The sequence below is a fragment of the Amycolatopsis jiangsuensis genome (assembly GCF_014204865.1).
In the GTDB taxonomy this organism is placed as follows: Bacteria; Actinomycetota; Actinomycetes; order Mycobacteriales; family Pseudonocardiaceae; genus Amycolatopsis; species Amycolatopsis jiangsuensis.
The window spans coordinates 4,010,034-4,034,140 of sequence record NZ_JACHMG010000001.1 but is presented as its reverse complement, the minus strand read 5'-3'; the positions used below and the strand labels follow the sequence as shown (position 1 = coordinate 4,034,140).

The window sequence follows — 24,107 nt, the reverse complement described above, 5'->3', positions numbered from 1 at the left end:
TCCGATGTGCACCCCGGTCTCCGCTGGAGGCCGGGGTCGCGGTTCGTCTGCGCCCGAAGGTAGCTCGCTGTGCGTAATCCACTACCAGCCGTCCCCACGAAACTGCCCGAGATCGAGGTCGTCGCCGCGGCCCGGCGAGGGATCCCGCGAGCCACGCTGGCCGCGGCGCCCGCCGAGGGTGAAGAGGCGGTGCGTGCCGGTGAGGTGCGCGAGCTCGCCGAAGACGGGGATTCACCGCGCTGGGTCGCGGGAATCGGGGAAGGCGAGCCGAAGGACTTCCGCCGCGCCGGTGCGGCGCTGGCGCGCTCGCTGCGCGACGCGGCGGCGGAGAGTCCGATCCGGACAGTGCAGGTGACGCTGCCCGAGAGCGTCACCGCGGCGCAGGTCGGCGAGCTGGCGACCGGTTTGTCGCTGGGCGGCTACCGCTTCGTGGTCACCGCGAGCGAGCCGAAGCCGCCGGTGCCGGCGGTGCGGCTGATCGCCGGGGACGGTCCGGCGGCGGAGTTCGCCCGCGAGGTGGCGCGGGTGCGGACGCTGGCCGCGGCCGCCGCGTTCACCCGGGACCTGGCGAACGCCCCGTCGAATGTGAAGAACCCGGCGTGGCTGGCGAACACCGCGGCCAAGGTCGTCGGGGAGCCGGTACGGGTGACCGTGCGGGACGAGAAGTGGCTGGCGGAGAACGGGTTCGGCGGCGTACTGGCGGTCGGCGGCGGCTCCGCCTCGCCGCCGCGGCTGATCGAACTCGACTACCGCCCGCGTAGCGCGGCGCAGCACCTGTTGCTCGTGGGCAAGGGCATCACGTTCGACACCGGTGGCCTGTCGCTGAAGCCGAACGACGGAATGCACCTGATGCGCACCGACATGGCGGGCGGGGCGGCCGTGCTCGGCGCGGTGCGCGCGATCGCCGAGCTCGGCCTGCCCGTGCGGGTGACCGCGCTGGTCCCGGCGGCGGAGAACCACGTGTCCGGCGGTTCGTACCGGCCGGGCGACATCGTGCGGCACTACGGCGGCCGGACCACCGAGGTCGGCAACACCGACGCCGAAGGCCGGATGGTGATGGCCGACGCGCTGGCGTACGGCATCGAACGTTTCAAGCCGGACCTGGTGGTCGACGTGGCCACCCTGACCGGCGCGATGAAGGTTTCCCTCGGACTGCGCACCGGAGGCGTCTTCGCGACCGAGGACGCGATCGCGAAACGCGTCGTCGAGGCCGGTGCCCGTGTCGGCGAGGCGTGGTGGCGGATGCCGCTGGTGGAGGACTACGCGAGCGGTGTGGAAGGCACGCTCGGTGATGTGCGCCAGGCACCCGGCGGCCCGGGCGGCATCATGGCGGCGCTGTTCCTGCGGGAGTTCACCGAGGGCCTGCCGTGGGCCCACCTGGACATCGCCGGCCCGGCCCGTGCGGACAAGGCATACGACGACGTGGTCCCCGGCGCATCGGGATTCGCGGCGCGAACGCTGGTGGAGCTGGCGGCTTCCTACGCCGGGTGATCCCGGCGGCTGGCGAGGACGTGGTTGCGGAAGTTGTGGACGGCGGGTGGTTGTGGTTCGCCGGTGCGCCAGGCGAGGCCGATGGTGCGGCTGGCTGGTGGGGTGAGGGTGATTTCGGTGACTCCGGCGGGGGTGCCGGGTTCGAACAGTGGCAGTAGTGCGACTCCCAGCCCGGCCGCGACGAGGCCGCGTACGGTGTCCGACTCCTGGCCTTCGAACGCGACTTTCGGCGTGAAACCGGCGGCGGCGCACAGGTCGTCGGTGATGCGGCGGAGGCCGTAGCCCGGTTCCAGGAGCACGAACGGCTCGTCCGCCAGCTCCGCCACCCGCACGGTGCGTCGGCCGGCCAGACGGTGTCCCGCGGGGACCGAAAGCACGATCGGCTGCTCGTCGAGCGCGACGGACTCCAGCCGTTCGTCCTCCGGCAGCGGGGCGAGCAGCGCCAGGTCCAGCTCGCCCGCGGTCAGCCGGTCCAGCATGTCCTGCCGGGAGCCCTGGACGAGGGTGAACCGGGCGCCGGGCGCGTGCGCGCGGTAGCCGCGCAGCAGCTCCGGTACGAGGGCACGGCCGAGCAGGTGCAGGAACCCCAGCACGATCCGGCCGCTCGCCGGTTCGATCTCCTCGCGGGCCAGCCGGGCACCGGCATCGACCGCGGTCAGCGCCCGCTCCGCGGCTTCGGCGAGCAGTTCGGCGGCCCGGGTCAGCCGCACGCCCCTGCCGTCCGGCACGGTCAGCGGAGCACCGAGTGAACGGCTCAACGCGGCCAGCCGCCGGCTGACCGTCGGCTGCGGCACCCCCAGCAGCTCCGCTGTGCGGGTGACGTTCCCGGTCTCCCGAAGCGTGGCGAGCAACAGCAGATGCGGGGCGAGCTGCGCAGTCAGTCTTTCATCCACCACAGCATGAATTATCGGCCACAGACGTATTGGACGCATTGTTTAGCACGGCTTACTTTCGATTCGGTGACCATCTCCGTCCGTCCTGCCCGCCGCGTCAAGGTCGCCGTGGCCGCCGCCGGTTTCACCTCGTTCGCCCTGCTCTACGCGCCGCAGCCGGTGCTGCCGCAGCTCGCCGCGCAGTACCACCTCGACCCGGGGAGCGCCTCGCTCGCGGTGAGCGTGGCCACTGGCGCCCTCGCCATCTCCGTGCTGCCCATCGCGGCACTGTCCGAAGTGGTCGGACGGCGGCCGGTGATTCTCGCGTCCGTGGTGCTTTCCACGGTGCTCGGACTGCTGTTGCCGCTCATGCCGGACTACTCGCTGCTGCTCGTGCTCCGCGCGGTGCAGGGGGTCGCGATCGCCGGATTCCCCGGAGTCGCCACGGCGTACCTCGCGGAACGGCTGGGCAGAGCCGGGGTCGCCGCGGCGGTCGGCGCGATGATCGCGGGCAACTCCATCGGCGGCATGACCGGACGCCTGGCCACCGGGTTCACCGCCGGTCCACTCGGCTGGCGCGGGGCGCTGTACGTGGTCGCCGGTGTCTCGGCGGTCTGTGCCGTGGTGACGGTGGTCGCGCTGCCGCGGTCGGACGGCGGGCCGGGAGGCGAGCGGCAGACCCTCCGGGACGTCGGCGCGGGGTTGCTCGCCGCCGTGCGCCAGCCGGTGCTTCTTGCCCAGTACGCGGTCGCGTTGCTGGGTATGGGCTCCTTCGTCGCGCTGTACAACGCGGCGGGTTTCCGGCTCACCGGTGCGCCGTTGAACCTCACGCCCGCGGTCGCGTCGCTGGTGTTCCTCGCCTACGCACTCGGGTCGGTCTCCTCGGCCACCGCGGGCCGGCTCGCCGCTCGCGTCGGACGACGGCGGGCGATCCTCGGCGTACTGCTGGCGATGGCGATCGGTGGCGTGTTGACGATTTCCGATGCGCTGCCGTTGATCGTGCTCGGCTTCGTGGTGCTGACGGCCGCGTTCTTCGCCGCGCACTCGATCGCGAACGGCTGGGCCGCCGCCGAGGCCCCGGAGAACGCGCGCGGCCAGGTCGGTGGCCTCTACACGCTGATGTACTACCTCGGCAGCAGCGTCGGCGGGGCGGTCGGCAGCGTCATCTACGGCCGCACCGGCTGGACGTGGCTGATCGCAGCCGTGGTGGTGTGGCTCGCGCTGGCCGGTGCGGCGATCGCGGTCGGCACAGCCGCCCGCGCTGAACGCCAGCTCGCCCCGTCGTGAGCGGCGTCAGCCCAGCGCCGCGACGAGCAGCCCGCCGCCGACCGGGAGCAGGGCCGGGACCAGGCGTTCGTCCTCGCGGATGGCCCGGGCCACCTCACGCAGGGCGAGGGTTTCCGGGTCCCGCCGCGACGGGTCGACCATCCGGCCGCCGGCCAGCACGTTGTGGAAAGCGATGATCCCGCCCCGGCGCAGCAGCGCCACCCCCTGCTCGTAGTAGCCGGGGTACTCGATCCGGGCGGCGTCCACGAACACCAGGTCGTAGCCGCCCGGGGTGAGCCGCGGCAGCACGTCGAGCGCGCGGCCGACGATGAGCCGCATCCGTCCCGGCGGGTAGCCGGCCTCGAGGAACGTGCGCCGGGCCGCGCGCTGGTGCTCCGGCTCGACGTCGATCGAGGTCAGCACGCCGTCGCCGGCCATCCCGCGCAGCAGACACAGCCCGCTCACCCCGGAACCGGTCCCGACCTCCACGACCGCCCGCGCGCCCAGCGTCGCGGCGAGGAACCGCAGCGTGGTGCCCGCCCCGGGAGCGAGCGGGGAGCAGCCCAGCTCGGCCGCGCGCCCGCGTGCCGCGGCCAGCACATCGTCGTCGGGCAGGTACCCGTCGATGTACTCGGCACTCATCGGGTCGGCCTCCGACGCCGCACGCGTCCCGGAACTCACGCGCGAAGGTTAGCGCTGGGTGTCGACAAAACCGCGAAGGCTCCCTGGTAAGCCGTCGGAACAACTTCTCAGGCTGCTCTCAGTCCCGTCTCACCAGAACCACGGGAAGACCGGACAGACTGGATCCAGACCGCACGGGAACACCGTGCGCCCGATCCGCGTTGGCTGAGCAGAAGAGGAGTTACGCAGATGGAGGTGCCTGCTCCCCCGATGCAGAACGCCGAGACACCGGTCGCCGAGACGGTGGCCGTGGAGCCCGCCGAGGCGGCCTGGACGCCGCCGTCGTGGGACCAGGTCGTGCGCGAGCACGCCGACCGGGTCTACCGGCTGGCCTACCGCCTGACCGGCAACACACACGACGCCGAGGACCTCACGCAGGAGACCTTCATCCGGGTCTTCCGCTCGCTGGCGTCCTACAAGCCGGGCACCTTCGAGGGCTGGCTGCACCGGATCACCACCAACCTGTTCCTCGACATGGCCCGCCGCCGCCAGCGCGTGCGGATGGAAGGGCTGCCCGAGGACACCGACCGGATCGTCGGCGACGACCCGAGCCCGGAGCAGCACTACAGCGACACGCACCTGGACCCGGACCTCGACGCCGCGCTCGACGAGCTGCCGCCGGAGTTCCGCGCCGCGGTTGTGCTGTGCGACGTCGAAGGGCTGTCGTACGAGGAGATCGGCGCCACCCTGGGTGTGAAACTGGGCACGGTGCGCAGCCGGATCCACCGCGGGCGCTCGGCGCTGCGGGCTTCGCTGGAGCGTCGTCGCGCGGAGCGGGAAGAGTCTGTGAAGGTGTCCGTATGACCGGCTGGGGCCTTCGTGAATCCCATTTGCTGCCCGATGTGGTGGTCGCGTTCGTCGATGGCGAACTGACCGCGGGCGCGCGGGACCGGGCCGCCGCGCACCTCGCGTGCTGCCCCGGCTGTGTCGCCGAGGTCGCAGCGCAGCGGCAGGCGGGCGCGGCGGTGAAGCAGGCGGGCGACCCGATGATGTCGGCCGGTTTCCTGGCCAGGCTGAGCTCCATCCCGGAACACACCGACCTGCCCGGCGCACCGGACAACCTGGCGGTCACGGCCGACGGTCAGCTCGTCGCGATCCAGCGTCCGGACCGGGTCGCCGGTCTGCGTGACTCCGGCCTGCGTGACGGCGTGCTGGGAGGTGCGGCGCCGTTGGGAACAACCGCGCCGCTCGGCCAGTCGGCGAACGTGCTGGGCGGCGGTCGGTTCGCCTTCAGCCGCAAACGCGCGGCACAGGGAGCGGGCGTGGTCGTGTCGGGTCTGGTGCTGAGCGCGCTGGCCCTCGTCGGCACGGCCGCCGACAGTGGTGACGGCTCCGACCCGGGCCCGGCCCCGCAGCCGAACGCGAACCTGCTGCCCGCCCACATGGGTGTCTCCCGCCCCCAGCCGAGCCAGCCCGCCCAGCCGAGTCTGCCCACCCAGCCGACCGGCTCGCCGGCACCGCCGAGTCCGGCACCCCCGGTACGCCCGGTGGACGATCGGGTGCAGCCGGTCCCGGCTCACTGAACCGCAGCCCGCTGTCTCGGGGCGGGGAGGGATCGCTGGTTCCCGCGGCCAGGAGGGAGTGCCGCCGCCAGGGCCCGTCATGGGTGATTGCCGCTGCTACGTCGGGCCAGTACGAGGGTCGCTGCCGTCTCGGCTGGGGCAAGCGACTGGCACGGCTGCAACGACCGTGCGGGAAATCTGGTCGCTTCGCCCGGCTGGCGTCTGAACGAACAGGGAGTCCGCGCTGTAGCCCCAGGCCGCCCGCCGCAGACGCCGTGGAGTAGCCCGGCTGCCGAGCGCGATGCTCTGTGCGGTCGAGGAACTCGCCCACCGCCGCGAGAACTGCGGCACCCAGTTGGCGGGTCTCGTCGTGTCGGCTCGGGCAGGAGACTGCTGCCGCCCGCAGTGCCCTGACACCCGTACCGCCCTGCCGTCTGACCCGCATCCTGCCCTCTGCCGCCGCACCGGCTTCCGCCGTCTGCCTCTGCCGTCTGTCCCGCAGCCCTGCGTTCGTCCGCTACCCAGACCAGCCCAGGCAGGAAACAGCCACTTCACCGTCCGGTGGGCACACTCGGGTTCTGCAGCCTTGGGTATCGTCGAGGCCCAGCCACTGAACGCAGCCCCGGGGAATGATGACCGACCAGCCGAACGCGAACTCTGCCCAGCCCGGTGCCGTGGGCGCGGACCGGCTGGAGCCGCGGCCGCTCGAGCGGCCCGCGGTCGATCCGGCGCAGACCGCCGTCTTCGGCAGGCCGCGGGGGGTCGAGGGCGCGTTCGACAAGCTCTACACCCCGCCGCCGAACGGCAACGGTGGTGGCCGTGGTTTCGAGCTGGCCCCGCCGCCACCCGAGTCGCTGGCCGAGGCGTTCCGCCGTCCGCCGGGGGCCGAGGACGTGGTGCTGCAGCGGCCGCTCGAAGCCACCGGGGAGCCACCCGCGCCGGAGGAACCGCTGTGGACCGACCAGCGCGATCCGTGGCGGGACCCCGCCGCGGGGGCCGTGCTGGCCGGGCCCGCGGTGGCCGGTGAGGAGTCCGGGTCCGCATCCGAGACCCGACCCTCCGGGGCGCTGCTCAGCCTGCCCGAGGTGCTGTTCGGCCGCCGGGTCAAGCCGAGGGCACTCGCGCTGCTCGGGGTGGTCGCGCTGCTGGTCGGCGCGATCGGCGGGCTGGCCGCCTGGTGGATCGCCGACACCGGATCCGAGCTGACCGGCAGCGCCACGATCTCCGAGGCGGAAGCGGCCAAGGAACGTCCACCCGGCTCGCTGGCCGACATCGCCCGCCGGGTGTCGCCCGCGGTGGTGTCGCTCGAGGTCGTCAAACCCGGCGCGGAAAACGGCGAACAGGGTTCCGGGGTGGTCATCGACCCGCAGGGTTACGTCCTCACCAACGAGCACGTGGTCTCCTCCGCGGCCGGCGATTCCTCGGTCAAGATCACCGCGATCTTCAACGACGGCACCCGCACCGAGGCCAAGCTCGTCGGTGCGGACCAGAAAACCGACCTCGCGGTCGTGAAGGTCACCGTGACCAACCCGGTGGTCATGCAGATCGGCAAATCAGCCGACCTGCAGGTCGGCGATTCGGTGATCGCGGTCGGTTCGCCGCTGGCGCTGCAGAACTCGATCACCTCCGGCATCGTCAGCGCACTCGACCGGCCGGTCACCGCGGGCGGCGACAACGGCGCGCCCCCGGTCACCTACGAGGCCATCCAGACCGACGCGGCGATCAACCACGGCAACTCCGGCGGCGCGCTCGTCGACTCCACCGGCGCGCTGGTCGGCATCAACTCCGCGATCCGCTCGTCCAGCGCGGACGGCGGCAGTATCGGCATCGGGTTCGCCATCCCCAGCGACTACGCGATCAAGATCGCCGAGGAGCTGATCCGCAGCGGCAAGGTCACGCACGCCGACATCGGGATCAATGCGGCGTCGGTGGCCGGGTCCACGAGCATGGGCGCGCAGGTGCAGAACGTCGTCCCGAACGGACCGGCCGCGGGCGCCGGGATCAAGGAGGGCGACGTGATCACGAAGGTCGGTGACCGGCTGGTCCGCGATTCGGCCGAGCTGACCGTGGCCGTGCGCAACCACGAGCCGGGCGAGGTCGTTCCGGTGCAGCTGGCCCGCGGCGGCGCGCTGCTGGTCGTGGACGTGACCCTGGGCACCGACTGAGGTTCACCGGGACTTCGGCTGCCCGAGCACCATCGGGCCTGCCGGACCCCGGCCGGGCGCGAGTATCCTGAGCGGGCCAGCACCGAGCGGAGGTTCACGGGTGTTCGACAGCATCGGCTGGGGCGAGATCCTCGTCCTCATCATCGCCGGTCTCTTCATCCTCGGCCCCGAACGGCTGCCCGAGGCGGCGGCCTGGATGGCCAAGAGCGTCCGCAAGGTTCGCGAGTTCGCCACCGGCGCGCGCGAGCAGCTGCGCGAGGAGATGGGCCCGGAGTTCGACCAGCTGCGCAAGCCGCTGGAGGATCTGCGCGGGCTGCGCAACTTCGACCCGAAACGGGTGGTCACGCAGCACCTGTTCGACGGCGATTCGGACCCGCTGGGCCTGAACTCGGTGAATGGCAACGGATCGAACGGCAGCAACGGGTCGGCCGGCGCGGTCAAACCGCAGAGCAGCGTGCCGCAGCCGGAGCCGCTGAAGCCCGGCGAACGCCCGCCGGTGGACCCGGACGCCACCTGAGCGGGCGATCCGGCCTGGTGATAGAGCCCTGATCAGACTGGGTAGCCTCGGGGGATCAGCTCAACGATCCTGGAGGTTCCTGACATGTCTCGTCGCGGTGCTGCGCTGGCCGGAACGATCGCGGCGGCGGCCCTGCTGGCTGCCGGGTGCAACGCCGACGACGAGCCGAGCACCGAGCCGCCCGCCACCCACACCTCGGTGCCCGGGCCGGTCGCGCCGTCGTCCTCGTCCGCTTCGAGCGCGCCCGCGAGCAGCGCCGCCGGGCAGCCGGCCAACGTCAAGCGCGGCGCGGAGACCGGCGAGGCCGGCGTGGACGTGCTGATCACGGTGAAGTACGCCGGTGGCAAGGTCACCCCGCCCGCCGGTGCGGTCGACGCGCAGGTGGGCGATCGGGTCAAGGTCGAGGTGACGTCGGACAAGTCGCAGAACATCGACGTGCAGGGCATGCCGGACAAGTCCGCGGACGTGGACCCCGACGAGCCCGAGGGAATCGACTGGACAGTGACCAAGCCCGGTGACACTCGCGTGACGCTGCGCGAGTCGAACACCCTGCTGACCACTGTGCACGCGGTCTGACCGCCGTAAGTGCCGTGAAGGCCTCCTCCAGAAATGAAGGAGGCCTTCACAGCGCCGGTCAGCGGCCGGCGGGGCTCACGTTCAGCATCATTCCCGCCAGGCCGCGGGCGCGGACGGACAGCTGCTTGGCCGCGTCCCTGAGTACCTGCGAGGCGGGCGCTTCGGGTTCGGCCAGCACCAGCGGGGTGCCCTCGTCGCCCTGTTCGCGCAGGCGCGGGTCGAGCGGGACCTGACCCAGCAGCGGCACCTGCGAGCCCACCGACTTCGACAGCGAATCGGCCACGGTCTGGCCGCCGCCGCTGCCGAACACCTCCATCCGCTCACCCGAGGGCGTCTCCAGCCAGGACATGTTCTCGATCACGCCGGCCACCCGCTGGCGGGTCTGCAGGGCGATCGCGCCCGCGCGCTCGGCGACCTCGGCGGCCGCCTGCTGCGGGGTGGTGACGACCAGGATCTCCGCGTTCGGGATCAGCTGCGCCACCGAGATCGCGATGTCGCCGGTGCCCGGCGGCAGGTCCAGCAGCAGGATGTCCAGGTCGCCCCAGAACACGTCGGCGAGGAACTGCTGCAGCGCGCGGTGCAGCATCGGGCCGCGCCACACCACCGGTGCGTTGCCCGGGGTGAACATGCCGATAGAGATCACCTTCACGCCATGTGCCTGCGGCGGCATGATCATCGTGTCGACCTTGGTCGGCTTCTCGCGCGCGCCCAGCATGCGCGGGACCGAGTGCCCGTAGATGTCCGCGTCGACCACGCCGACCGACAGCCCGCGCTCGGCCATCGCGACCGCGAGGTTCACCGTGACCGACGACTTGCCGACTCCGCCCTTGCCCGAGGCCACGCAGTACACCCGGGTCATCGAACCCGGCTGCGCGAACGGGATCACCGGCTCCGCCGCGTCCCCGCGCAGTGATTTGCGCAGTTCGGTGCGCTGCTCGTCGCTCATCACGTCCAGCTCGACCCGGACGTCGGCGACGCCGGGGAGCTTCTCGACGGCCTTGGTGGTGTCCTGGGTCAGCGTCGCCTTGAGCGGGCAGCCCGCCACGGTGAGGTAGATGCCGACGGTGACCACACCGTCGTCGTCGACCGCCACGTCCTTGACCATGCCGAGGTCGGTGATCGGTTTCTTGATCTCCGGGTCGTACACGTCCTTCAGCGCGGTGCGGACGTCGTCGACGCTGGGGAGCTGCTGTGTACCAGTCACGCAACCCATGTTACGTACCGGTACGCGGCGGGTGTTTTCACGCCTGCTTGGTCTTGCGCGGCTTCGTCTCCACGTCGAGGTCGTCCCGCAGCCGGTCCAGTTCGCTGCGGAGGTAGTCGCGGGTGGCGACCTCGCCGATCGCCAGCCGCAACGCGGCCAGCTCGCGTGCCAGGTACTCGGTGTCGGCCTTGGTCTGCGTGGCCCGCGCACGGTCCTCTTCCAGCGAAACGCGGTCGCGGTCGTCCTGGCGGTTCTGCGCCAGCAGGATCAGCGGCGCGGCGTACGCGGCCTGCGTGGAGAAGGCCAGGTTGAGCAGGATGAACGGGTACGGGTCCCAGCGCAGCGACAGCGCGGTGAGGTTCAGCACGATCCAGACGACCACGATCAGCGTCTGCCAGAACAGGTATTTGCCGGTGCCGAGGAACCGCGCGATCCGCTCGGTGAACCGGCCGAAGGTGTCCGGATCGATGTTCAGCCGCAGCCGGGCCTGGCTGCGCGGCTGGTCGAGCCTGCGGCCGGAGGACGGTTCAGGCACGGTCGGCCTCCTCGGGTTCGGCGGGGGAGTCGGCCGGGTCGAGGCCGAAATCGTGCAGTCCGGTCTCCCGCCAGTCGTCGGGCAGCAGGTGGTCGAGGACGTCGTCCACGGTGACCGCGCCCAGCAGGTGGTCCTCGGCGTCGACCACCGGCCCGCAGGCGAGGTTGTAGGCGGCGAAGTAGCGGGTGACCTCCGCCAGCGGCGCCTCCGGGCGGAGCGCGGTGAGGTCGGTGTCCACCGCGGAGGCGACCAGCTCGGCAGGCGGTTCGCGCAGCAGCCGCTGGAAGTGCACGACGCCGACGAACCGGCCGGTGGGCGTCGCGCTGGGCGGCCGGCACACGAAGACCACGGTCGCGAGCGCGGCGGGCAGCTCCGCGTTGCGGATGTGCGCCAGCGCCTCGGCGATGGTGGCGTCCGGGGCGAGCACCACCGGCTCCGGCGTCATCAACCCGCCCGCGGTGTCCGAGGAGTACGCCAGCAGCCGCTTGACCGGGGCCGACTCCTCCGGCTCCATCAGCTCCAGCAACCGGTTCTGCTCGGCCGGGGCCAGTTCGGCCAGCAGGTCGGCGGCGTCGTCCGGGTTCATCGCCTCGAGCACGTCCGCGGCCCGCTCCTCGGGCAGGTAGCCGAGCAGCTCCTTCTGGTCGTCCTCGGGCAGCTCCTCGATGACGTCGGCGAGCCGTTCGTCGTCCATCTCGTCGGCCACCTCGTGCCGGCGCTTGAGCGGCAGATCACGCACGGTGGCCGCGACGTCGACCGCTCGCATGGTGTCGAACAGCATCAGCAGCTGCCCGGCGCCCTGAGGATGGCCGGCGAGGTCGGTCAGGCCGAGTCCGGCCACCTCGTTCCAGGGCAGGACCTGCGTGGCGGCCCGGCGCCTGCCCAATGCCAGCCGCGTGGACCGTTCCCGCACGGCGAGCTTCGCCAGCACCCAGTCGCGGGTACGGGTGGGCTCCATCGCGGCGTCGGTGACCGTCAGCCGGGTGCTGCCGTCGCTGCGCATCGCGTGCGCGTCGAGCAGCTGGCCGCACACCAGGACCTCGTTGGGGCGCTGGGTGAAATGCCGCATGTTCACCGAACCGGTGGCCAGCGTCACCGCGTTCGGTTCGATCGAGGTGACCCGGAGCATGGGCACGAACACCCGGCGCCGGGTGGCCAGTTCGACGACCAGCCCGAGCACCCGCGGCGGCTGCTGGTCCAGCCGGAGCCCGGCGACCACGTCGCGGACCTTGCCGATGGACTCGCCATCGGGGCCGAACACCGGCAGACCTGTCAGCTGAGCTGCGAAGACCCGGTTCACACCTGCCATGGGGCCGACACTATCGGCTGGCAGGCGGCCGCGCTCGGGACGTTTCCGGCGTTCCGCCGCTCAGGTCCGCATGGCCCAGCGGGTCAACGCGGGCAGGTGCGCGGCGGACGGCCCCTCGCTGCCGAGACTCCCGGTGTCCCGCAGGTCCTCGGCGAACCACAGCCGGTTCTGCACCGAGCGCACCAGCGTCCAGGCCCGTGCCCGGTCCGCGTCCAGTCCGGTCGCGGCGAGCTTTGACTCCACTGTGGACTCACTGAACCGGTTCCACAACAAGGAGAACACGCCGTACTCCAGGTCTCCGGCAATCGGCTTGGGGTCGATCACCAGCCATGGTGCACGTTCGCCCGCCAGCACGTTCTCGTAGTGCAGGTCCTCGTTGACCAGCGTGGATCCGGATTCCGGACCGAGGTCGCGGCAGACCTCGAGTGCCGCGTCCAGGTCCCGGCGGGGCAGCGGCCGGTCCAGTTCCTGCCACGACCGGGGGAGCTCGGCCCGCAGTCGCTCGGCCTCGGCGGCCACCGAACGGGTGAGCGACGCGGGCGCGGGCACCGCGAGCCGTCGGGCGAGCCCGCTCATCACCTCGACCGCGGGCAACAGCGGTTCGTCCTGCAGGGTGCGGGAATCGTCCAGCCGCTCCAGCAGTAGCACCCCGTCGTCGGCCGCGGATGCCAGCAGCAGCACGGAACCACGACCGGCCCATGTGGACAGTGCAAGCGGTTCGTCACGGGACTCCTCGTGGGGCCACCCGAGTTTGAGCATCACCCGGGTGCCGTCAGTCCGTCGCGCGGGCTGTACGACGCCGGTGAAGCCGTGCCGCGCGGTATCCTCGAACTCAAGCCCCCACTCGCGCGCGTACCGTGCGGCGAGCGCGGGCAGCCCGGTCAGCCACGGCCCGGATCCCGGGCCCAGTACGCGAGGCGCGCGGGCGGCGAAGGCAGGCGGGATCCGCAGCGGGGGCACGAACCCATCCTGGCCGGGCGTGCAACCCGTTTCGCCGGCCGTGGTGCGCGCGTACAGTGAGTGAGCAGGGGTTCCGCGAACCCGGGAGCTGTCATGATCGTCGAGATCGCCAGCGCAGTGGTCGTCGCGGGCGGGCTGTGGCTCGCGTCCGCGGTACGTGTGGTGAAGCAGTTCGAAAAGGGCCTCGTGTTCCGGTTCGGCCGGGTCCGGCCGCAGGTGCGCGGGCCGGGGCTCACCCTGCTGGTTCCGGTCGTCGACCGGATGCAGAAGGTGAACATGCAGGTCGTCACCATGCCCGTGCCCGGGCAGGACGGCATCACCCGCGACAACGTCACGGTACGGGTCGACGCGGTGGTGTACTTCAAGGTGGTCGACCCGGTGCTCGCGGCGGTCCACGTGCAGGACTACACCGCCGCGATCGGCCAGGTCGCGCAGACCTCGCTGCGGTCCATCATCGGCAAGAGCGACCTCGATGATCTGTTGTCCAACCGGGAGCGGCTCAACGAGGGCTTGGAGCTGATGATCGACAGTCCGGCGCTGGACTGGGGCATTCACATCGACCGGGTGGAGATCAAGGACGTCGCACTGCCGGAGTCGATGAAGCGGTCGATGTCACGCCAGGCCGAGGCCGAACGCGAACGCCGTGCCCGGGTGATCTCCGCGGACGGCGAACTGCAGGCCTCGCACAAGCTGGCCCAGGCCGCCGCGGCGATGGAGTCGACGCCGGCGGCACTGCAGCTGCGTCTGCTGGAGACGGTGGTGCAGGTGTCCGCGGAGAAGAACTCGACGCTCGTGCTGCCGTTCCCGGTGGAACTGCTGCGCTTCCTCGACGCGAAGACCTCGGAGCCGACCGCGCCGGCGGCCGAGGGCCCGCCACGTCCCCGGCCGGAGAGCGATCCGCTGCCCGGCGAACCGGGTCCGCAGGCGGACTCGCAGCCGGACGTGCAATCGGGTTCGTTGCCGGACGCAGGGCCGGGCTTGTTGTCGGAGGCACGGCCGGGCGCGCGGCCGGGTTCGCTGTCGGATGCGCTGCCGGGTTCGTTGTCCGGTGAGCCGGATACCCGGGCGGACTCGCAGTCTGGTCCGGTGTCCGGCGATGCGGATCAGCTGTCCAGGTAGCCGTTGACGCCGAGGATCGTGATGGTGACCACGAACCCGACGTACAGCGCCACGATCACGTAGCCGACCACGATCGCGGCGATCGCCATGCCCCGGCCGCCCGCCTCGCCACGCTGGTACTTGGCCAGCGCGAGGTGCCCCATGACGAGGCCGGGGATGGTGCTCACACAGGTCACTATCCCGAGCAGCGAACAGATCAGCGCCCCGATGGCGAGCCCGTTCTGTTCCGGCGGCGGCCCGTACGGCGGATACGGCTGCCCGTAGGGCTGCGCCTGCCCGTACGGCTGCGGATAGCCCGGATACTGCGCGGCCGGCGGAGCGTACGGATCAGCGGTCGGGTAGCCCGGCTGCGCAGGCACCGGCTGGCTGAACTGGCCCGGTGCGCTGGATTGCCCCGGCTGGCTGAGCTGCCCCGGCTGGCCGGGCTGCGCTGACTGACCCGGCTGCCCCACCTGCCCGGGCTGGCCGTAGGGCGGATACTGCCCGGCGCCGGTGCTGCCGTAGGTGGTCATGCCGCTGGGGTCGACGCCGGGTACGTGGTATCCGGTCGGGTCGCTGCCCGGCGCGGGGAACCCGGACTCCGGCGAGGCCGCGTTCGTGCTGCCCGAGGCGCTCCAGCCGGGCGGCGGCGCGGGAGTCCCGCCGGATTCCGAAGTGGACGGCCCGGCAGCACCGGCAGGCGGCTCGCCCGTGACGGGGGAATCGAACGGCGCCGGTTCGGCGGTCGCAGGTGGTTCGGAGCCGGTCGGGTCGGCGGTCGCGGGAGGCTCTTCGCGATCGGACGGGTTGGTCATCGGGGTTCCTCGGGTACGGGTGGGCGGGCCTCAGCCGAAGGCCCCGGACTTCACGAGCGCTTGCACGATCAACGGAATCATGATCCCCCACACGAGGAGTGCGCCATAGCCGACGACGAAGCCGGCGACCGCCACCGCGCCTGCGGGCGCGCGGCCGCGGCGGGCCCGGGAGTGCGCGACGTGCCCCATCACGATCCCGGCGATCGCGAGCGGCGCGCAGACCACGAACCCGGCGATCGAGCACACCAGTGACGCGATCGCGAGCCCCGGACCGGGTGGTGGGCCCTGCGGCGGATACGGCTGGTGCTCGAAGGCCGGGGATTCCCAGCCCTCGCGGCCGTCGTCGCCCTCGTGCATCGTGGTCTCCCGGGTCGGCGGGGGTGGAATCGCACCCTAACCGGCGAAATACGCCCGGGGCGTGAGCACCCTCATAGCAGTACGTCCCGGGACCCGTCATACTCGCCGGTAACCCAGCGCCGGGAGCCGGCGTTCCCGCCGAAGGGAGTCCGAGAATGGCCCGTCTCGCCCAGACCGCCGGTCTCACCGACGTTCAGCAGGAAATCCTCAGCACGGTGCGGTCCTTCGTGGACAAGGAGATCATTCCGCACGCCCAGGAACTCGAGCACGCCGACGAGTACCCGGCGGAGATCGTCGAGGGCATGAAGGACATGGGCCTGTTCGGGCTCACCATCCCGGAGGAGTACGGCGGGCTGGGCGAATCGCTGCTCACCTACGCGCTGGTGGTGGAGGAGATCGCGCGGGGCTGGATGAGCGTTTCCGGCGTGATCAACACGCACTTCATCGTGGCGCACATGATTTCCCGGCATGGCACGGACGAGCAGAAGCAGCACTTCCTGCCCCGGATGGCCACCGGCGAGGTCCGCGGCAGCTTCTCCATGTCGGAGCCGGACCTGGGCTCGGACGTGGCGGCGATCAAGACCCGCGCCCGCCGGGACGGCGATGCCTACGTGATCGACGGCGCGAAGATGTGGCTGACCAACGGCGGTTCGTCGAACCTCATCGCTCTGCTGGTCAAGACCGACGAAGGCGCGGACAAGGCGCATCAGAACCTGACCACGTTCCTGGTCGAGAAGCCGGCCGGGTTCGGCGAGGTCGCCCCGGGGCTGAGGATTCCCGGCAAGCTCGACAAGATGGGCTACAAGGGCGTGGACACCACCGAGGCGGTGTTCGACGGCTTCCGCATCGGGGCGGACCAGGTGCTCGGCGGGGCGCCGGGCAAGGGCTTCTCGTTCATGATGGACGGCGTCGAGGTCGGCCGGGTCAACGTCGCCGCCCGCGCGTGCGGGATCGCGATCCGCGCGTTCGAGCTCGCGGTGGCCTACGCCCAGCAGCGCAGCACGTTCGGCAAACCGATCGCGCAGCACCAGGTGATCGCGTTCAAGCTCGCCGAGATGGCCACCAAGGTGGAGGCCGCGCACCTCATGATGGTCAACGCCGCCCGGCTCAAGGATTCCGGTGCGCGCAACGACGTCGAGGCGGGCATGGCCAAGCTCATCGCGAGCGAGTACTGCGCCGAGGTCACCCAGGAGTCCTTCCGCATCCACGGCGGATACGGCTACTCCAAGGAGTACGAGATCGAACGGCTCATGCGTGAGGCGCCGTTCCTGCTCATCGGCGAGGGCACCAGCGAAATCCAGAAAACCATCATCAGCCGTGGCCTGCTGCGGGAGTACAGGTCGCAGTCCTGATCGGGGCCCGCTCGGCAGGGGATTCGCACGGTTCGCCGGTTCTTGACAAGATGGAGCCCCCGGACGCCCACGAGTGCGCAGGTGATGATGGTGAGCAGTCCCCTTAGCGGTCAGCGCCCGGCAGGGCCGCCGCGGCTCCCGACGCCGCCCACCGGGTGGCCGATCGGCTCGTACGGCACCTACCGCGAAGCGCAGCAGGCGGTGGACTACCTCGCGGAGAACGAGTTCGAGGTCAGCGACGTGACCATCGTCGGCGTCGACCTGATGCTGGTGGAACGGGTGATCGGCCGGATGTCCTGGGGACGGGTGCTCGGCGCGGGGGCGATGTCCGGCGCATGGTTCGGCCTGTTCGCCGGACTGCTGCTCGGGATGTTCGCGGGACAGGGCGCGTTCGCTCTGCAGCTGGTCACCGGGCTCGTCCTCGGCGTGCTTTTCGGGCTGCTGTTCGCCGCGATCGGTTACGGCATGTCCCGCGGCCGCCGCGATTTCTCCTCGGCGAGCCAGCTCGTCGCCGGCCGGTACGACGTGCTCTGCCAGCCGCGGACCGCCGAACAGGGCCGGGAACTGCTCGCGAAGCTGGCACTGCGGCCGCCGGCGACAGCCTGAGCGAGCCGGCCCGTCACCCACCCGGACCATCCGCGCCGCACTTGAACAGTCGCGGCGGACAATTGAGGAATTTTTGTGCGCGGCGCAGTACTGTCGCGATCCGGTTCCGCGCGCCCGCCACCATTCCGGCGTTTCGTCCGGCACTGGGCTGAATCGTTACCGCCACTGCTTGCGGGGGGTGATCCCCCGGCATAAGTTGTCCGACACCGGTCGGTCGGCGGCATCGTGGCTGCCTGGGGGCGTCGCGGAAACGCGGCGTGCACGCGGCCTGAGGAGGCTTCGATGGGGAAGAAACGTCCGGGTGGGCAGCAGCCCGGCGGGGCGGGGCGAGCACCCGCGCGGTCGGCGGCGCTGCTGGCCGCCGGCCTGGTGGGTACCGGGCTGATCGCCGGATGCTCCTCCGGTTCCGGGCTCACGGTCAACGTCTACTACGCGCCGGAGGACCATTTCCAGGACGTGGTGGACAACTGCAACAAGGCGGCGGCCGGGCGGTACCGGATCGTCTACAACAAGCTCCAGCGCGGTTCCGACGACCAGCGGATCCAGATGGCGCGCCGGCTCGCCGCCGGGGACACCTCGATGGACGTGCTGGGTCTCGACGTGACCTGGGTTCCGGAGTTCGCCGAGGCCGGCTGGGCGCAGGAGTGGACGGGGCAGAACAAGGCAGCCGCGTCCGCCGGGGTGCTGGAAGGCCCGCTGGAGACCGCCGGCTACCAGGGAAAGCTGTACTCGGCGCCGAAGAACACCAACATCCAGCTGCTCTGGTACGACGATCGCATCACCCCGCGTCCGCCGAAGACGTGGGACGAGATGATGCGCATGTCGCAGCAGCTGAAAAGCGAGCACAAGCCGTACTCCGTGGTCTTCACCGGCGCGCAGTACGAGGGCCTGGTGGTCGTCTACAACACGCTCGTCGAATCGCTCGGCGGGCACATCCTCTCCGACGACGGCAAGTCCGTGGTGATGGACCAGGGTGCGGTGGAGGCGTTGCGGCTGCTCAAGGAGGTCACCTCGACCGGGATCACCGATCCGTCGCTGACCAACCAGAAGGAGGACGACGTCCGGCAGACCTTCCAGCGCGGGGACGCCGCCTTCGAGCTGAACTGGCCGTTCGTCTACGCCTCCTACGCCGAGGAGAACCCGGACGACCTGGCGCACTTCAAATGGGCGGTTTACCCGGAGGCGAAGGCCGGCCAGCCGGCCAAGACCACGATCGGCGGTTACGACCTCGCGGTGAGCACCTACTCGCAGCACAAACCGGAGGCGTTCGAGGCGGCGTTGTGCTTGCGCAGCCCGGAAAACCAGAAGTACTCCGCGATCAACGACGGGGTGCCGCCGACCATCGAATCGGTCTACCACGACGACGTGCCGCTCGATCCGGCGAAGCCGGCGTCCACGGACAACCCGAACATGGCCGTGAAGTACCCGATGCGCGACACCATTCTCGATGCGCTCAAGGCCGCCGCGCTGCGTCCGCTTTCGCCGGCGTACCAGAACGCGTCCACGGTGATGTCGAAGGTCCTGTCGCCGCCGTCCGCGATCGATCCGCAGGCGACCGCGGACAAGCTGCGCGAACAGCTGGATGACGCGCTCCAGTCGAAGGGGGTGATCCCGTGACCGTCCAGGACTCCTCGACCGAAGCCGCGCCGGCGACCCGCCGCACCGGGAAAACCGAGCTGTCGGAAGGCAAAAAGGCGGAACGACGGCTGGGGCTGTGGTTGTGTGCCCCGGCGTTTCTCGTGATGATCGCGGTCACCGGCTATCCGATCGTGTACTCGATCTGGTTGTCGTTGCAGCGTTACGATCTTCGGTTCCCGGCGCAGCACGAGTTCATCGGCTTCGCCAACTACGCCGCGGTGCTCACGAACTCCTACTGGTGGACCGCTTTCGGCACGACGATGTTCCTCACCGTGGTGTCGGTGGTGATCGAGTTCGTGCTCGGCATGGCGCTGGCGCTGATCATGCACCGCACGCTCGTCGGCCGCGGTCTGGTGCGCACCGTCGCGCTGATCCCGTACGGCATCGTCACGGTGGTGGCGGCGTTCTCGTGGTACTTCGCGTGGACGCCGAAAACCGGTTACCTCGCGAACCTGCTGGCCTCCGACGCGGCGCCGCTGACCGACCAGTGGCCGTCGCTGTTCATCATCATTCTCGCCGAGGTGTGGAAGACCACGCCGTTCATGGCGCTGCTGCTGATGGCCGGACTGGCGCTGGTGCCCGACGACCTGCTCAAGGCCGCGTCGATGGACGGTGCGTCCGCGTGGCAGCGCTTCACCAAGGTGATGCTGCCGGTGATGAAGCCGGCGATCCTGGTCGCGCTGCTGTTCCGCACGCTCGACGCCTTCCGGATCTTCGACAACATCTACGTGCTCACCAATGGCGCGCAGGACACCGGATCGGTGTCCATGCAGACCTACGACAACCTGGTCAAGGGGCTCAACCTGGGTATCGGCTCCACCATGGCGGTGCTGATCTTCATCACGGTGGCGATCATCGCGTTCATCTTCATCAAGGTGTTCGGCACGGCGGCACCGGGTTCGGACAACGGGGGGAAGCGCTGATGGTCATGGGTGGTGCGGTCACGACCGGCCGCAAGATCCGCTGGAGCCTGCTGGACATTCTCGTGGTGGTGTTCGCGATCGTCCCGGTGCTGTGGGTGGTGTCGCTTTCGTTCAAGACGAAGGACACCCTGACCGACGGCAGTTTCATCCCACAGGAATGGACGCTCGAGAACTACGCCGACATTTTCCGGACCACCGAGTTCATCCGGGCGCTGGTGAATTCGATCGGCATCGCGGTGATCTCCACGGTGATCGCCGTGGTGCTCGGCACGATGGCCGCCTACGCCATCGCTCGGCTGGAGTTCCCGGGCAAACAGCTGCTGGTGGGGCTTTCCCTGCTGATCGCGATGTTCCCGCAGGTTTCGCTGGTCACCCCGCTGTTCAACATCGAACGCGGGCTCGGCCTTTTCGACACCTGGCCGGGACTGATCCTGCCCTACATCACGTTCGCGCTGCCGTTGTCGATCTACACGCTGTCCGCGTTCTTCCGGGAAATCCCGTGGGAGCTGGAAAAGGCGGCGAAGATGGACGGGGCGACGCCCTCGCAGGCGTTCCGCAAGGTGATCGCGCCGCTGGCCGCGCCGGGCGTGTTCACCACGGCGATCCTGGTGTTCATCTTCTGCTGGAACGACTTCCTGTTCGCCATCTCGCTGACGTCCACCGAATCGTCGCGTACGGTGCCGGCCGCGCTGTCGTTCTTCACCGGTTCCTCGCAGTTCGAGGATCCGACGGGGCAGGTGAGCGCGGCCGCGGTCGTGATCACCGTCCCGATCATCCTGTTCGTGTTGTTCTTCCAGCGTCGCATCGTGGCGGGGCTGACGTCCGGTGCGGTGAAGGGCTGAGGCATGGCTGAAATCGTTCTCGACAAGGTGTCCAAGCGCTACCCCGACGGTGCGCTCGCGGTGTCCGAAGTGGACATCACCATCGCCGACGGCGAGTTCATCATCCTGGTCGGCCCGTCCGGCTGCGGGAAATCGACCACCCTCAACATGGTCGCCGGGCTGGAGGACATCTCCGGCGGGGAACTGCGCATCGACGGCAAGCGGGTCAACGAGAAGGCGCCGAAGGACCGGGACATCGCCATGGTGTTCCAGTCTTACGCGCTCTACCCGCACATGAGTGTGCGGGAGAACATGGCCTTCCCGCTGCGGCTGGCCAAAGTGGACGACGGGACGGTCCGGTCGAAGGTCGAGGAGGCGGCACAGATCCTCGACCTCACCCAGCACCTGGACCGCAAGCCGGCCAACCTGTCCGGTGGCCAGCGCCAGCGGGTGGCCATGGGACGGGCGATCGTGCGCAACCCCAAGGCGTTCCTGATGGACGAACCACTGTCCAATCTGGACGCGAAGCTGCGCGGTCAGATGCGCACGTCGGTGTCGAAGATCCAGAAGCAGCTGGGTACGACCACGCTGTACGTGACACACGACCAGACCGAGGCGATGACCCTCGGCGACCGGGTGGTGGTGCTGCGGGCAGGCTACGTGCAGCAGATCGGCTCGCCGCAGTTCCTCTACGACAACCCGGCGAACCTCTTCGTGGCGGGCTTCATCGGCTCGCCGTCGATGAACTTCGTGCCGGCCACGCTGGAAAACGGTGAGCTGCACAGTGCGCTCGGTACGACGCCGCTGCCGGACCGGCTCCGCCGCACGGCGGAGGAGGCGAACGCGCCCCGCGAGGTGATCATGGGTGTGCGTCCGGAGCACTTCGAGGACGCGTCGCTGGTCGACTCCGCGCACACCGGGGCCACCTTCACCGCGCACGTCGACGTGCTGGAGTCGATGGGTTCGGAGAAGTTCGCCCACTTCACTGTCGACGGTGAGGTGGCTTCGTCGGCCGAGTTGGCGGAACTGGCCGCGGACAGCGGTTCGGCGGACGTTCCGGGTGCGGAATCGCTGATCGTGGCACGGCTTTCCGCCGAGTCCCCGGTCACCGAGAACAGCGACCTGCGGATGTGGTTCGACGTCGAGAAGATCAAGCTGTTCGACCCGGCGAGCGGGAAGAACCTCACCTACCGGGGATGACGCCGTCAAGGCCTCCTTGCGGAAAAGGAGGCCTTCACGGTCACGGGATCTTCGCGAACACCAGCGCGGCGGCGGTGCGCGTGCCGGCGCAGGCGGCGTCACCACCGGAGCCGGTGGTGTCCACCACGCTCACGGTGACCTGTTCGGCCCGGCCCGCCACGGCGGGGGAGGGCTGCACGGTGCGGGCCCGGCAGAACGCGCCGTCGGTGGCGACCCGGGCCGTCCGGCCGCCGAGGGTCTCCGGTGGCCCGGCCGGTGCCTGCTTCACCACGGCGAAGTCCACGCTGACGGTGCCGCGGATGCACGAGTGCCCGGTCATCCCTTCGGACGTCTCGGTGCCAGCGCCTGCCGCCGGGGCGAGGTCGTGGCCCTGCAGGAGAGCGCACGAGTCGACGCGGCCCCAGGACCGGTCGGGGAACTGCACGTGCCGCACGCCGTTGCCGGTCAGCGCGGCCAGCACTCCGCCGACGACGGCGTCCGCACCGCCGCACCGGGCCGCGGGGTCGCCGCCGGAGACGGACACGGGCAGCCGTGTCCCGTCGGCGAAGATGATCGCGCGGGCACAGGCCTGCTCCGGGGCGAAGCCGGTCTGCCGCACGGTGATCCCGTCGGGCAGCCGACCGGGATAGGCGTACTGCCGCAGGTTCGGATCACGGTCGGCGGCCGGCGGTCCGATCGTCACCGAGCCCCGGCGGCCCTTCTGCACGAGGTCGGCCTGGCAGTCGGTGAACGACGAGTCCGGCGTGGCGACGGTGCTGCCCTCGAGCAGGGCGGGGTCGAGGAGACTGCAGTAGTCGAGCGTGCCGAGGTCCCCGAGCGCGCTCACCGCGGTGAGCGGACCGGGCGCTTCGGAGCTCGGGGGAGCCGCCGCGGGCGCCGTCGAACAACCGGCCAGCAGCAGCGCGGCGCCGAGGGCGACGGCTCCGAATGGGGTACGCACGGGGTGCAGTATCGCGATCAGGCGGGAAAACGCCAGCCCGGATCGGGAAATCCCACACTTCGCTGCGTCATCACCGCTGGTCGGCGGAAAAACCCGGAGCCGGTACCGGGGTTTTCCGCCCGTCCCCTAGGGGCCCGGATAGCTCCCGGGAGCGATGCGCGACCCCGCCCGCACGTGATGCCATGGAGGCACGCAACCACCTGGAGGGGAACGAAGATGACCGTACCTGTCACTCACCGGCTGAGCCGGCCGCGCGGGGACCGCATGATCGGCGGAGTGTGCGCCGGACTGGCCCGCCGCTTCGGCATCAAGACGGGCACTATGCGGCTCATCGCCCTGCTGTCCTGCCTGCTGCCCGGCCCGCAGTTCGTCGCCTACCTGATCCTCTGGGCGATCATGCCCAGCGAATGAACCACTGACGAGCGAAAAGCCGGAGCGGACCAGGTGGACCGCTCCGGCTTTTCCGTCTGCAGCGCGCGCTGCTCGCGGCTAAGGCGGCCGCCTCAGCTGTGGTTACGCGGTTGCCGCCAGGTGCCCATCGCCTGTTCGATCGCGTCCGCGGCCAGCCCGGGACTCGGCAGCTCGCTCAGCGGGCCGGCTTCGGTGCGCAGGCCGTCGATCAGCAGGGCGAGGCAACGCCGCCACACGTGCGGTTCCACGTGCCCGATGTACTCGGACACCGCGCCGACCATCTGGTGCAACAGCGTCAGATCGGTCGGCACCACATCCGCCCGCAGCTGGCCGGAAGCCTGGGCCCGCTCGACGAGCTGAGTGATCAACGGCACCATCCGGGCTTTCGCCTCGGCGACGCGCTCGTGACCGAACGCCGTGGACAGCATGACCTCGCGCAGCCCGCGATCGTGGGAGTGCAGCTCCACGGTCTGCCACACGAATCCGACGAAGCCCTGCCACGGGTCGGGCACCTGCAGTGCCTGCTGCGCCAGGTCGGCCATCGCGTCCAGTCGTTCCGCGAACATCGCCTCGACCAGGTGTTCCTTACTGGGAAAACGGCGGTACACGGTGCCGACGCCGAGACCCGCGTGCTGCGCGACGTCGTCCAGCGTCGCTTCCAGGCCGCGGCGGCCGAACACCTCGCGCGCGGCCTCGAGAATGCGCCGCCGGTTGCGTTCGGCATCGCGCCGCAACGGCCGTGCCGCCGCGGCCGGACCAGCGTCGGATGTCATGGCGTCCAGGTTACCAAAAGAAGTCGAGACACCACCTCCGTTTCTTGTGTACGGTGGCCGACGTAAGGGGAGGTGCCTCCTCCACATAACGTTGT

Annotated in this window: 25 protein-coding genes; 15 read left to right on the top strand and 10 right to left on the bottom strand. The window is 70.4% G+C overall.

Annotation, left to right across the window (positions count from 1 at the left end; translation table 11 throughout):
* Positions 1-69: 69 nt before the first annotated feature.
* Complete coding sequence (locus tag BJY18_RS17680; RefSeq protein ID WP_184781023.1) at positions 70-1,491, top strand: leucyl aminopeptidase family protein; 1,422 nt, start codon at positions 70-72, stop codon at positions 1,489-1,491.
* Here the strand turns inward: BJY18_RS17680 and BJY18_RS17675 are convergent.
* Complete coding sequence (locus tag BJY18_RS17675; RefSeq protein ID WP_221457802.1) at positions 1,479-2,423, bottom strand: LysR family transcriptional regulator; 945 nt, start codon at positions 2,421-2,423, stop codon at positions 1,479-1,481. The two genes, BJY18_RS17680 and BJY18_RS17675, sit on opposite strands and share 13 nt — an antisense overlap.
* Positions 2,424-2,450: 27 nt before the next feature.
* Here BJY18_RS17675 and BJY18_RS17670 point away from each other — a divergent pair, with 27 nt between their 5' ends.
* On the top strand, positions 2,451-3,650 hold the full coding sequence (locus BJY18_RS17670) for an MFS transporter (protein WP_312873874.1): 1,200 nt from the start codon (positions 2,451-2,453) through the stop codon (positions 3,648-3,650).
* A 6-nt stretch (positions 3,651-3,656) separates the two neighbouring features.
* Here the strand turns inward: BJY18_RS17670 and BJY18_RS17665 are convergent, their stop codons facing one another.
* The gene (locus BJY18_RS17665; protein WP_312873873.1) at positions 3,657-4,310 is read right to left on the bottom strand and encodes an O-methyltransferase; all 654 of its coding nucleotides are present in this window, start codon (positions 4,308-4,310) and stop codon (positions 3,657-3,659) included.
* 189 nt (positions 4,311-4,499) lie between these two features.
* Here BJY18_RS17665 and sigE point away from each other — a divergent pair, with 189 nt between their 5' ends.
* The 5 genes from sigE to BJY18_RS17640 all read left to right on the top strand — a co-directional run bounded on the left by sigE (position 4,500) and on the right by BJY18_RS17640 (position 9,070).
* Positions 4,500-5,114, top strand: coding sequence for an RNA polymerase sigma factor SigE (sigE, locus tag BJY18_RS17660; protein ID WP_184781021.1), 615 nt, complete (start codon positions 4,500-4,502; stop codon positions 5,112-5,114).
* Positions 5,111-5,833 (top strand): anti-sigma factor family protein, encoded by a 723-nt coding sequence (locus BJY18_RS17655; RefSeq protein ID WP_184781020.1) that lies wholly within the window; start codon positions 5,111-5,113, stop codon positions 5,831-5,833. The genes sigE and BJY18_RS17655 overlap by 4 nt, the downstream gene beginning before the upstream one ends.
* Positions 5,834-6,444: 611 nt before the next feature.
* A complete protein-coding gene (locus tag BJY18_RS17650) occupies positions 6,445-7,977 on the top strand; it encodes a S1C family serine protease (protein WP_184781019.1) in 1,533 nt (510 codons plus the stop codon).
* 100 nt (positions 7,978-8,077) lie between these two features.
* The gene (gene tatB / locus BJY18_RS17645) at positions 8,078-8,494 is read left to right on the top strand and encodes a Sec-independent protein translocase protein TatB (RefSeq protein ID WP_184781018.1); all 417 of its coding nucleotides are present in this window, start codon (positions 8,078-8,080) and stop codon (positions 8,492-8,494) included.
* 84 nt (positions 8,495-8,578) lie between these two features.
* Positions 8,579-9,070, top strand: a complete 492-nt coding sequence (locus tag BJY18_RS17640; protein ID WP_184781017.1) for a hypothetical protein — start codon at positions 8,579-8,581, stop codon at positions 9,068-9,070.
* 58 nt (positions 9,071-9,128) lie between these two features.
* Here the strand turns inward: BJY18_RS17640 and BJY18_RS17635 are convergent, their stop codons facing one another.
* The 4 genes from BJY18_RS17635 to BJY18_RS17620 are packed head-to-tail and all read right to left on the bottom strand — an operon-like array spanning position 9,129 to position 13,078.
* Positions 9,129-10,274, bottom strand: coding sequence for an Mrp/NBP35 family ATP-binding protein (locus BJY18_RS17635; protein ID WP_184781016.1), 1,146 nt, complete (start codon positions 10,272-10,274; stop codon positions 9,129-9,131).
* Positions 10,275-10,311: 37 nt separating this feature from the next.
* Positions 10,312-10,809 carry a DUF1003 domain-containing protein gene (locus BJY18_RS17630; RefSeq protein WP_184781015.1) on the bottom strand — a complete coding sequence of 166 codons (498 nt, stop codon included), beginning with the start codon at positions 10,807-10,809 and terminating at the stop codon, positions 10,312-10,314.
* On the bottom strand, positions 10,802-12,118 hold the full coding sequence (locus tag BJY18_RS17625; RefSeq protein ID WP_184781014.1) for a magnesium transporter MgtE N-terminal domain-containing protein: 1,317 nt from the start codon (positions 12,116-12,118) through the stop codon (positions 10,802-10,804). The genes BJY18_RS17630 and BJY18_RS17625 overlap by 8 nt, the downstream gene beginning before the upstream one ends.
* Before the next feature lie 60 nt (positions 12,119-12,178).
* The gene (locus tag BJY18_RS17620) at positions 12,179-13,078 is read right to left on the bottom strand and encodes an aminoglycoside phosphotransferase family protein (protein WP_184781013.1); all 900 of its coding nucleotides are present in this window, start codon (positions 13,076-13,078) and stop codon (positions 12,179-12,181) included.
* Between the two features lie 93 nt (positions 13,079-13,171).
* On the opposite strand from BJY18_RS17620, the gene BJY18_RS17615 reads away from it, so the two are divergent.
* Complete coding sequence (locus tag BJY18_RS17615; RefSeq protein ID WP_246458902.1) at positions 13,172-14,197, top strand: slipin family protein; 1,026 nt, start codon at positions 13,172-13,174, stop codon at positions 14,195-14,197.
* Here BJY18_RS17615 and BJY18_RS17610 read toward each other — a convergent pair.
* Together BJY18_RS17610 and BJY18_RS17605 are read right to left on the bottom strand one after the other, a co-directional pair.
* A complete protein-coding gene (locus BJY18_RS17610) occupies positions 14,182-14,991 on the bottom strand; it encodes a DUF4190 domain-containing protein (protein ID WP_184781012.1) in 810 nt (269 codons plus the stop codon). The genes BJY18_RS17615 and BJY18_RS17610 overlap by 16 nt on opposite strands.
* 30 nt (positions 14,992-15,021) lie before the next feature.
* Positions 15,022-15,348, bottom strand: coding sequence for a DUF4190 domain-containing protein (locus BJY18_RS17605; RefSeq protein ID WP_184781011.1), 327 nt, complete (start codon positions 15,346-15,348; stop codon positions 15,022-15,024).
* A gap of 155 nt (positions 15,349-15,503) precedes the next feature.
* On the opposite strand from BJY18_RS17605, the gene BJY18_RS17600 reads away from it, so the two are divergent.
* The 6 genes from BJY18_RS17600 (at position 15,504) to BJY18_RS17575 (ending at position 21,888) form a co-directional block, all read left to right on the top strand.
* On the top strand, positions 15,504-16,700 hold the full coding sequence (locus tag BJY18_RS17600) for an acyl-CoA dehydrogenase family protein (RefSeq protein ID WP_184781010.1): 1,197 nt from the start codon (positions 15,504-15,506) through the stop codon (positions 16,698-16,700).
* An 84-nt stretch (positions 16,701-16,784) separates the two neighbouring features.
* Positions 16,785-17,306 carry a YflT domain-containing protein gene (locus tag BJY18_RS17595; RefSeq protein WP_184784677.1) on the top strand — a complete coding sequence of 174 codons (522 nt, stop codon included), beginning with the start codon at positions 16,785-16,787 and terminating at the stop codon, positions 17,304-17,306.
* A gap of 282 nt (positions 17,307-17,588) precedes the next feature.
* Positions 17,589-18,923, top strand: a complete 1,335-nt coding sequence (locus tag BJY18_RS17590) for an ABC transporter substrate-binding protein (RefSeq protein WP_184781009.1) — start codon at positions 17,589-17,591, stop codon at positions 18,921-18,923.
* The gene (locus BJY18_RS17585; protein WP_312873872.1) at positions 18,920-19,867 is read left to right on the top strand and encodes a carbohydrate ABC transporter permease; all 948 of its coding nucleotides are present in this window, start codon (positions 18,920-18,922) and stop codon (positions 19,865-19,867) included. Before BJY18_RS17590 ends, BJY18_RS17585 begins: the two co-directional genes overlap by 4 nt.
* On the top strand, positions 19,867-20,709 hold the full coding sequence (locus BJY18_RS17580) for a carbohydrate ABC transporter permease (RefSeq protein ID WP_184781008.1): 843 nt from the start codon (positions 19,867-19,869) through the stop codon (positions 20,707-20,709). Before BJY18_RS17585 ends, BJY18_RS17580 begins: the two co-directional genes overlap by 1 nt.
* Before the next feature lie 3 nt (positions 20,710-20,712).
* The gene (locus tag BJY18_RS17575; RefSeq protein WP_184781007.1) at positions 20,713-21,888 is read left to right on the top strand and encodes an ABC transporter ATP-binding protein; all 1,176 of its coding nucleotides are present in this window, start codon (positions 20,713-20,715) and stop codon (positions 21,886-21,888) included.
* Positions 21,889-21,928: 40 nt separating this feature from the next.
* Here BJY18_RS17575 and BJY18_RS17570 read toward each other — a convergent pair whose 3' ends face one another.
* On the bottom strand, positions 21,929-22,828 hold the full coding sequence (locus BJY18_RS17570; RefSeq protein WP_312873871.1) for a hypothetical protein: 900 nt from the start codon (positions 22,826-22,828) through the stop codon (positions 21,929-21,931).
* Positions 22,829-23,044: 216 nt separating this feature from the next.
* On the opposite strand from BJY18_RS17570, the gene BJY18_RS17565 reads away from it, so the two are divergent.
* Positions 23,045-23,239, top strand: a complete 195-nt coding sequence (locus tag BJY18_RS17565) for a PspC domain-containing protein (protein ID WP_184781006.1) — start codon at positions 23,045-23,047, stop codon at positions 23,237-23,239.
* 92 nt (positions 23,240-23,331) lie between these two features.
* On the opposite strand, the gene BJY18_RS17560 is transcribed toward BJY18_RS17565, so the two are convergent.
* Positions 23,332-24,012 (bottom strand): TetR/AcrR family transcriptional regulator, encoded by a 681-nt coding sequence (locus BJY18_RS17560; RefSeq protein WP_184781005.1) that lies wholly within the window; start codon positions 24,010-24,012, stop codon positions 23,332-23,334.
* Positions 24,013-24,107: the final 95 nt, after the last annotated feature.

Excerpts from the sequence above, each read along its gene's own strand:
- BJY18_RS17560 (WP_184781005.1), bottom strand. The coding sequence starts at position 24,012 with ATGACATCCGACGCTGGTCCGGCCGCGGCGGCACGGCCGTTGCGGCGC.
- BJY18_RS17600 (WP_184781010.1), top strand. The coding sequence starts at position 15,504 with ATGGCCCGTCTCGCCCAGACCGCCGGTCTCACCGACGTTCAGCAGGAA.
- BJY18_RS17615 (WP_246458902.1), top strand. The coding sequence starts at position 13,172 with ATGATCGTCGAGATCGCCAGCGCAGTGGTCGTCGCGGGCGGGCTGTGG.
- BJY18_RS17610 (WP_184781012.1), bottom strand. The coding sequence starts at position 14,991 with ATGACCAACCCGTCCGATCGCGAAGAGCCTCCCGCGACCGCCGACCCG.
- BJY18_RS17625 (WP_184781014.1), bottom strand. The coding sequence starts at position 12,118 with ATGGCAGGTGTGAACCGGGTCTTCGCAGCTCAGCTGACAGGTCTGCCG.
- BJY18_RS17575 (WP_184781007.1), top strand. The coding sequence starts at position 20,713 with ATGGCTGAAATCGTTCTCGACAAGGTGTCCAAGCGCTACCCCGACGGT.
- BJY18_RS17580 (WP_184781008.1), top strand. The coding sequence starts at position 19,867 with ATGGTCATGGGTGGTGCGGTCACGACCGGCCGCAAGATCCGCTGGAGC.
- BJY18_RS17565 (WP_184781006.1), top strand. The coding sequence starts at position 23,045 with ATGACCGTACCTGTCACTCACCGGCTGAGCCGGCCGCGCGGGGACCGC.
- BJY18_RS17675 (WP_221457802.1), bottom strand. The coding sequence starts at position 2,423 with ATGCGTCCAATACGTCTGTGGCCGATAATTCATGCTGTGGTGGATGAA.
- BJY18_RS17605 (WP_184781011.1), bottom strand. The coding sequence starts at position 15,348 with ATGCACGAGGGCGACGACGGCCGCGAGGGCTGGGAATCCCCGGCCTTC.
- sigE (WP_184781021.1), top strand. The coding sequence starts at position 4,500 with ATGGAGGTGCCTGCTCCCCCGATGCAGAACGCCGAGACACCGGTCGCC.
- BJY18_RS17595 (WP_184784677.1), top strand. The coding sequence starts at position 16,785 with ATGATGGTGAGCAGTCCCCTTAGCGGTCAGCGCCCGGCAGGGCCGCCG.
- BJY18_RS17655 (WP_184781020.1), top strand. The coding sequence starts at position 5,111 with ATGACCGGCTGGGGCCTTCGTGAATCCCATTTGCTGCCCGATGTGGTG.
- BJY18_RS17590 (WP_184781009.1), top strand. The coding sequence starts at position 17,589 with ATGGGGAAGAAACGTCCGGGTGGGCAGCAGCCCGGCGGGGCGGGGCGA.
- BJY18_RS17640 (WP_184781017.1), top strand. The coding sequence starts at position 8,579 with ATGTCTCGTCGCGGTGCTGCGCTGGCCGGAACGATCGCGGCGGCGGCC.
- BJY18_RS17650 (WP_184781019.1), top strand. The coding sequence starts at position 6,445 with ATGACCGACCAGCCGAACGCGAACTCTGCCCAGCCCGGTGCCGTGGGC.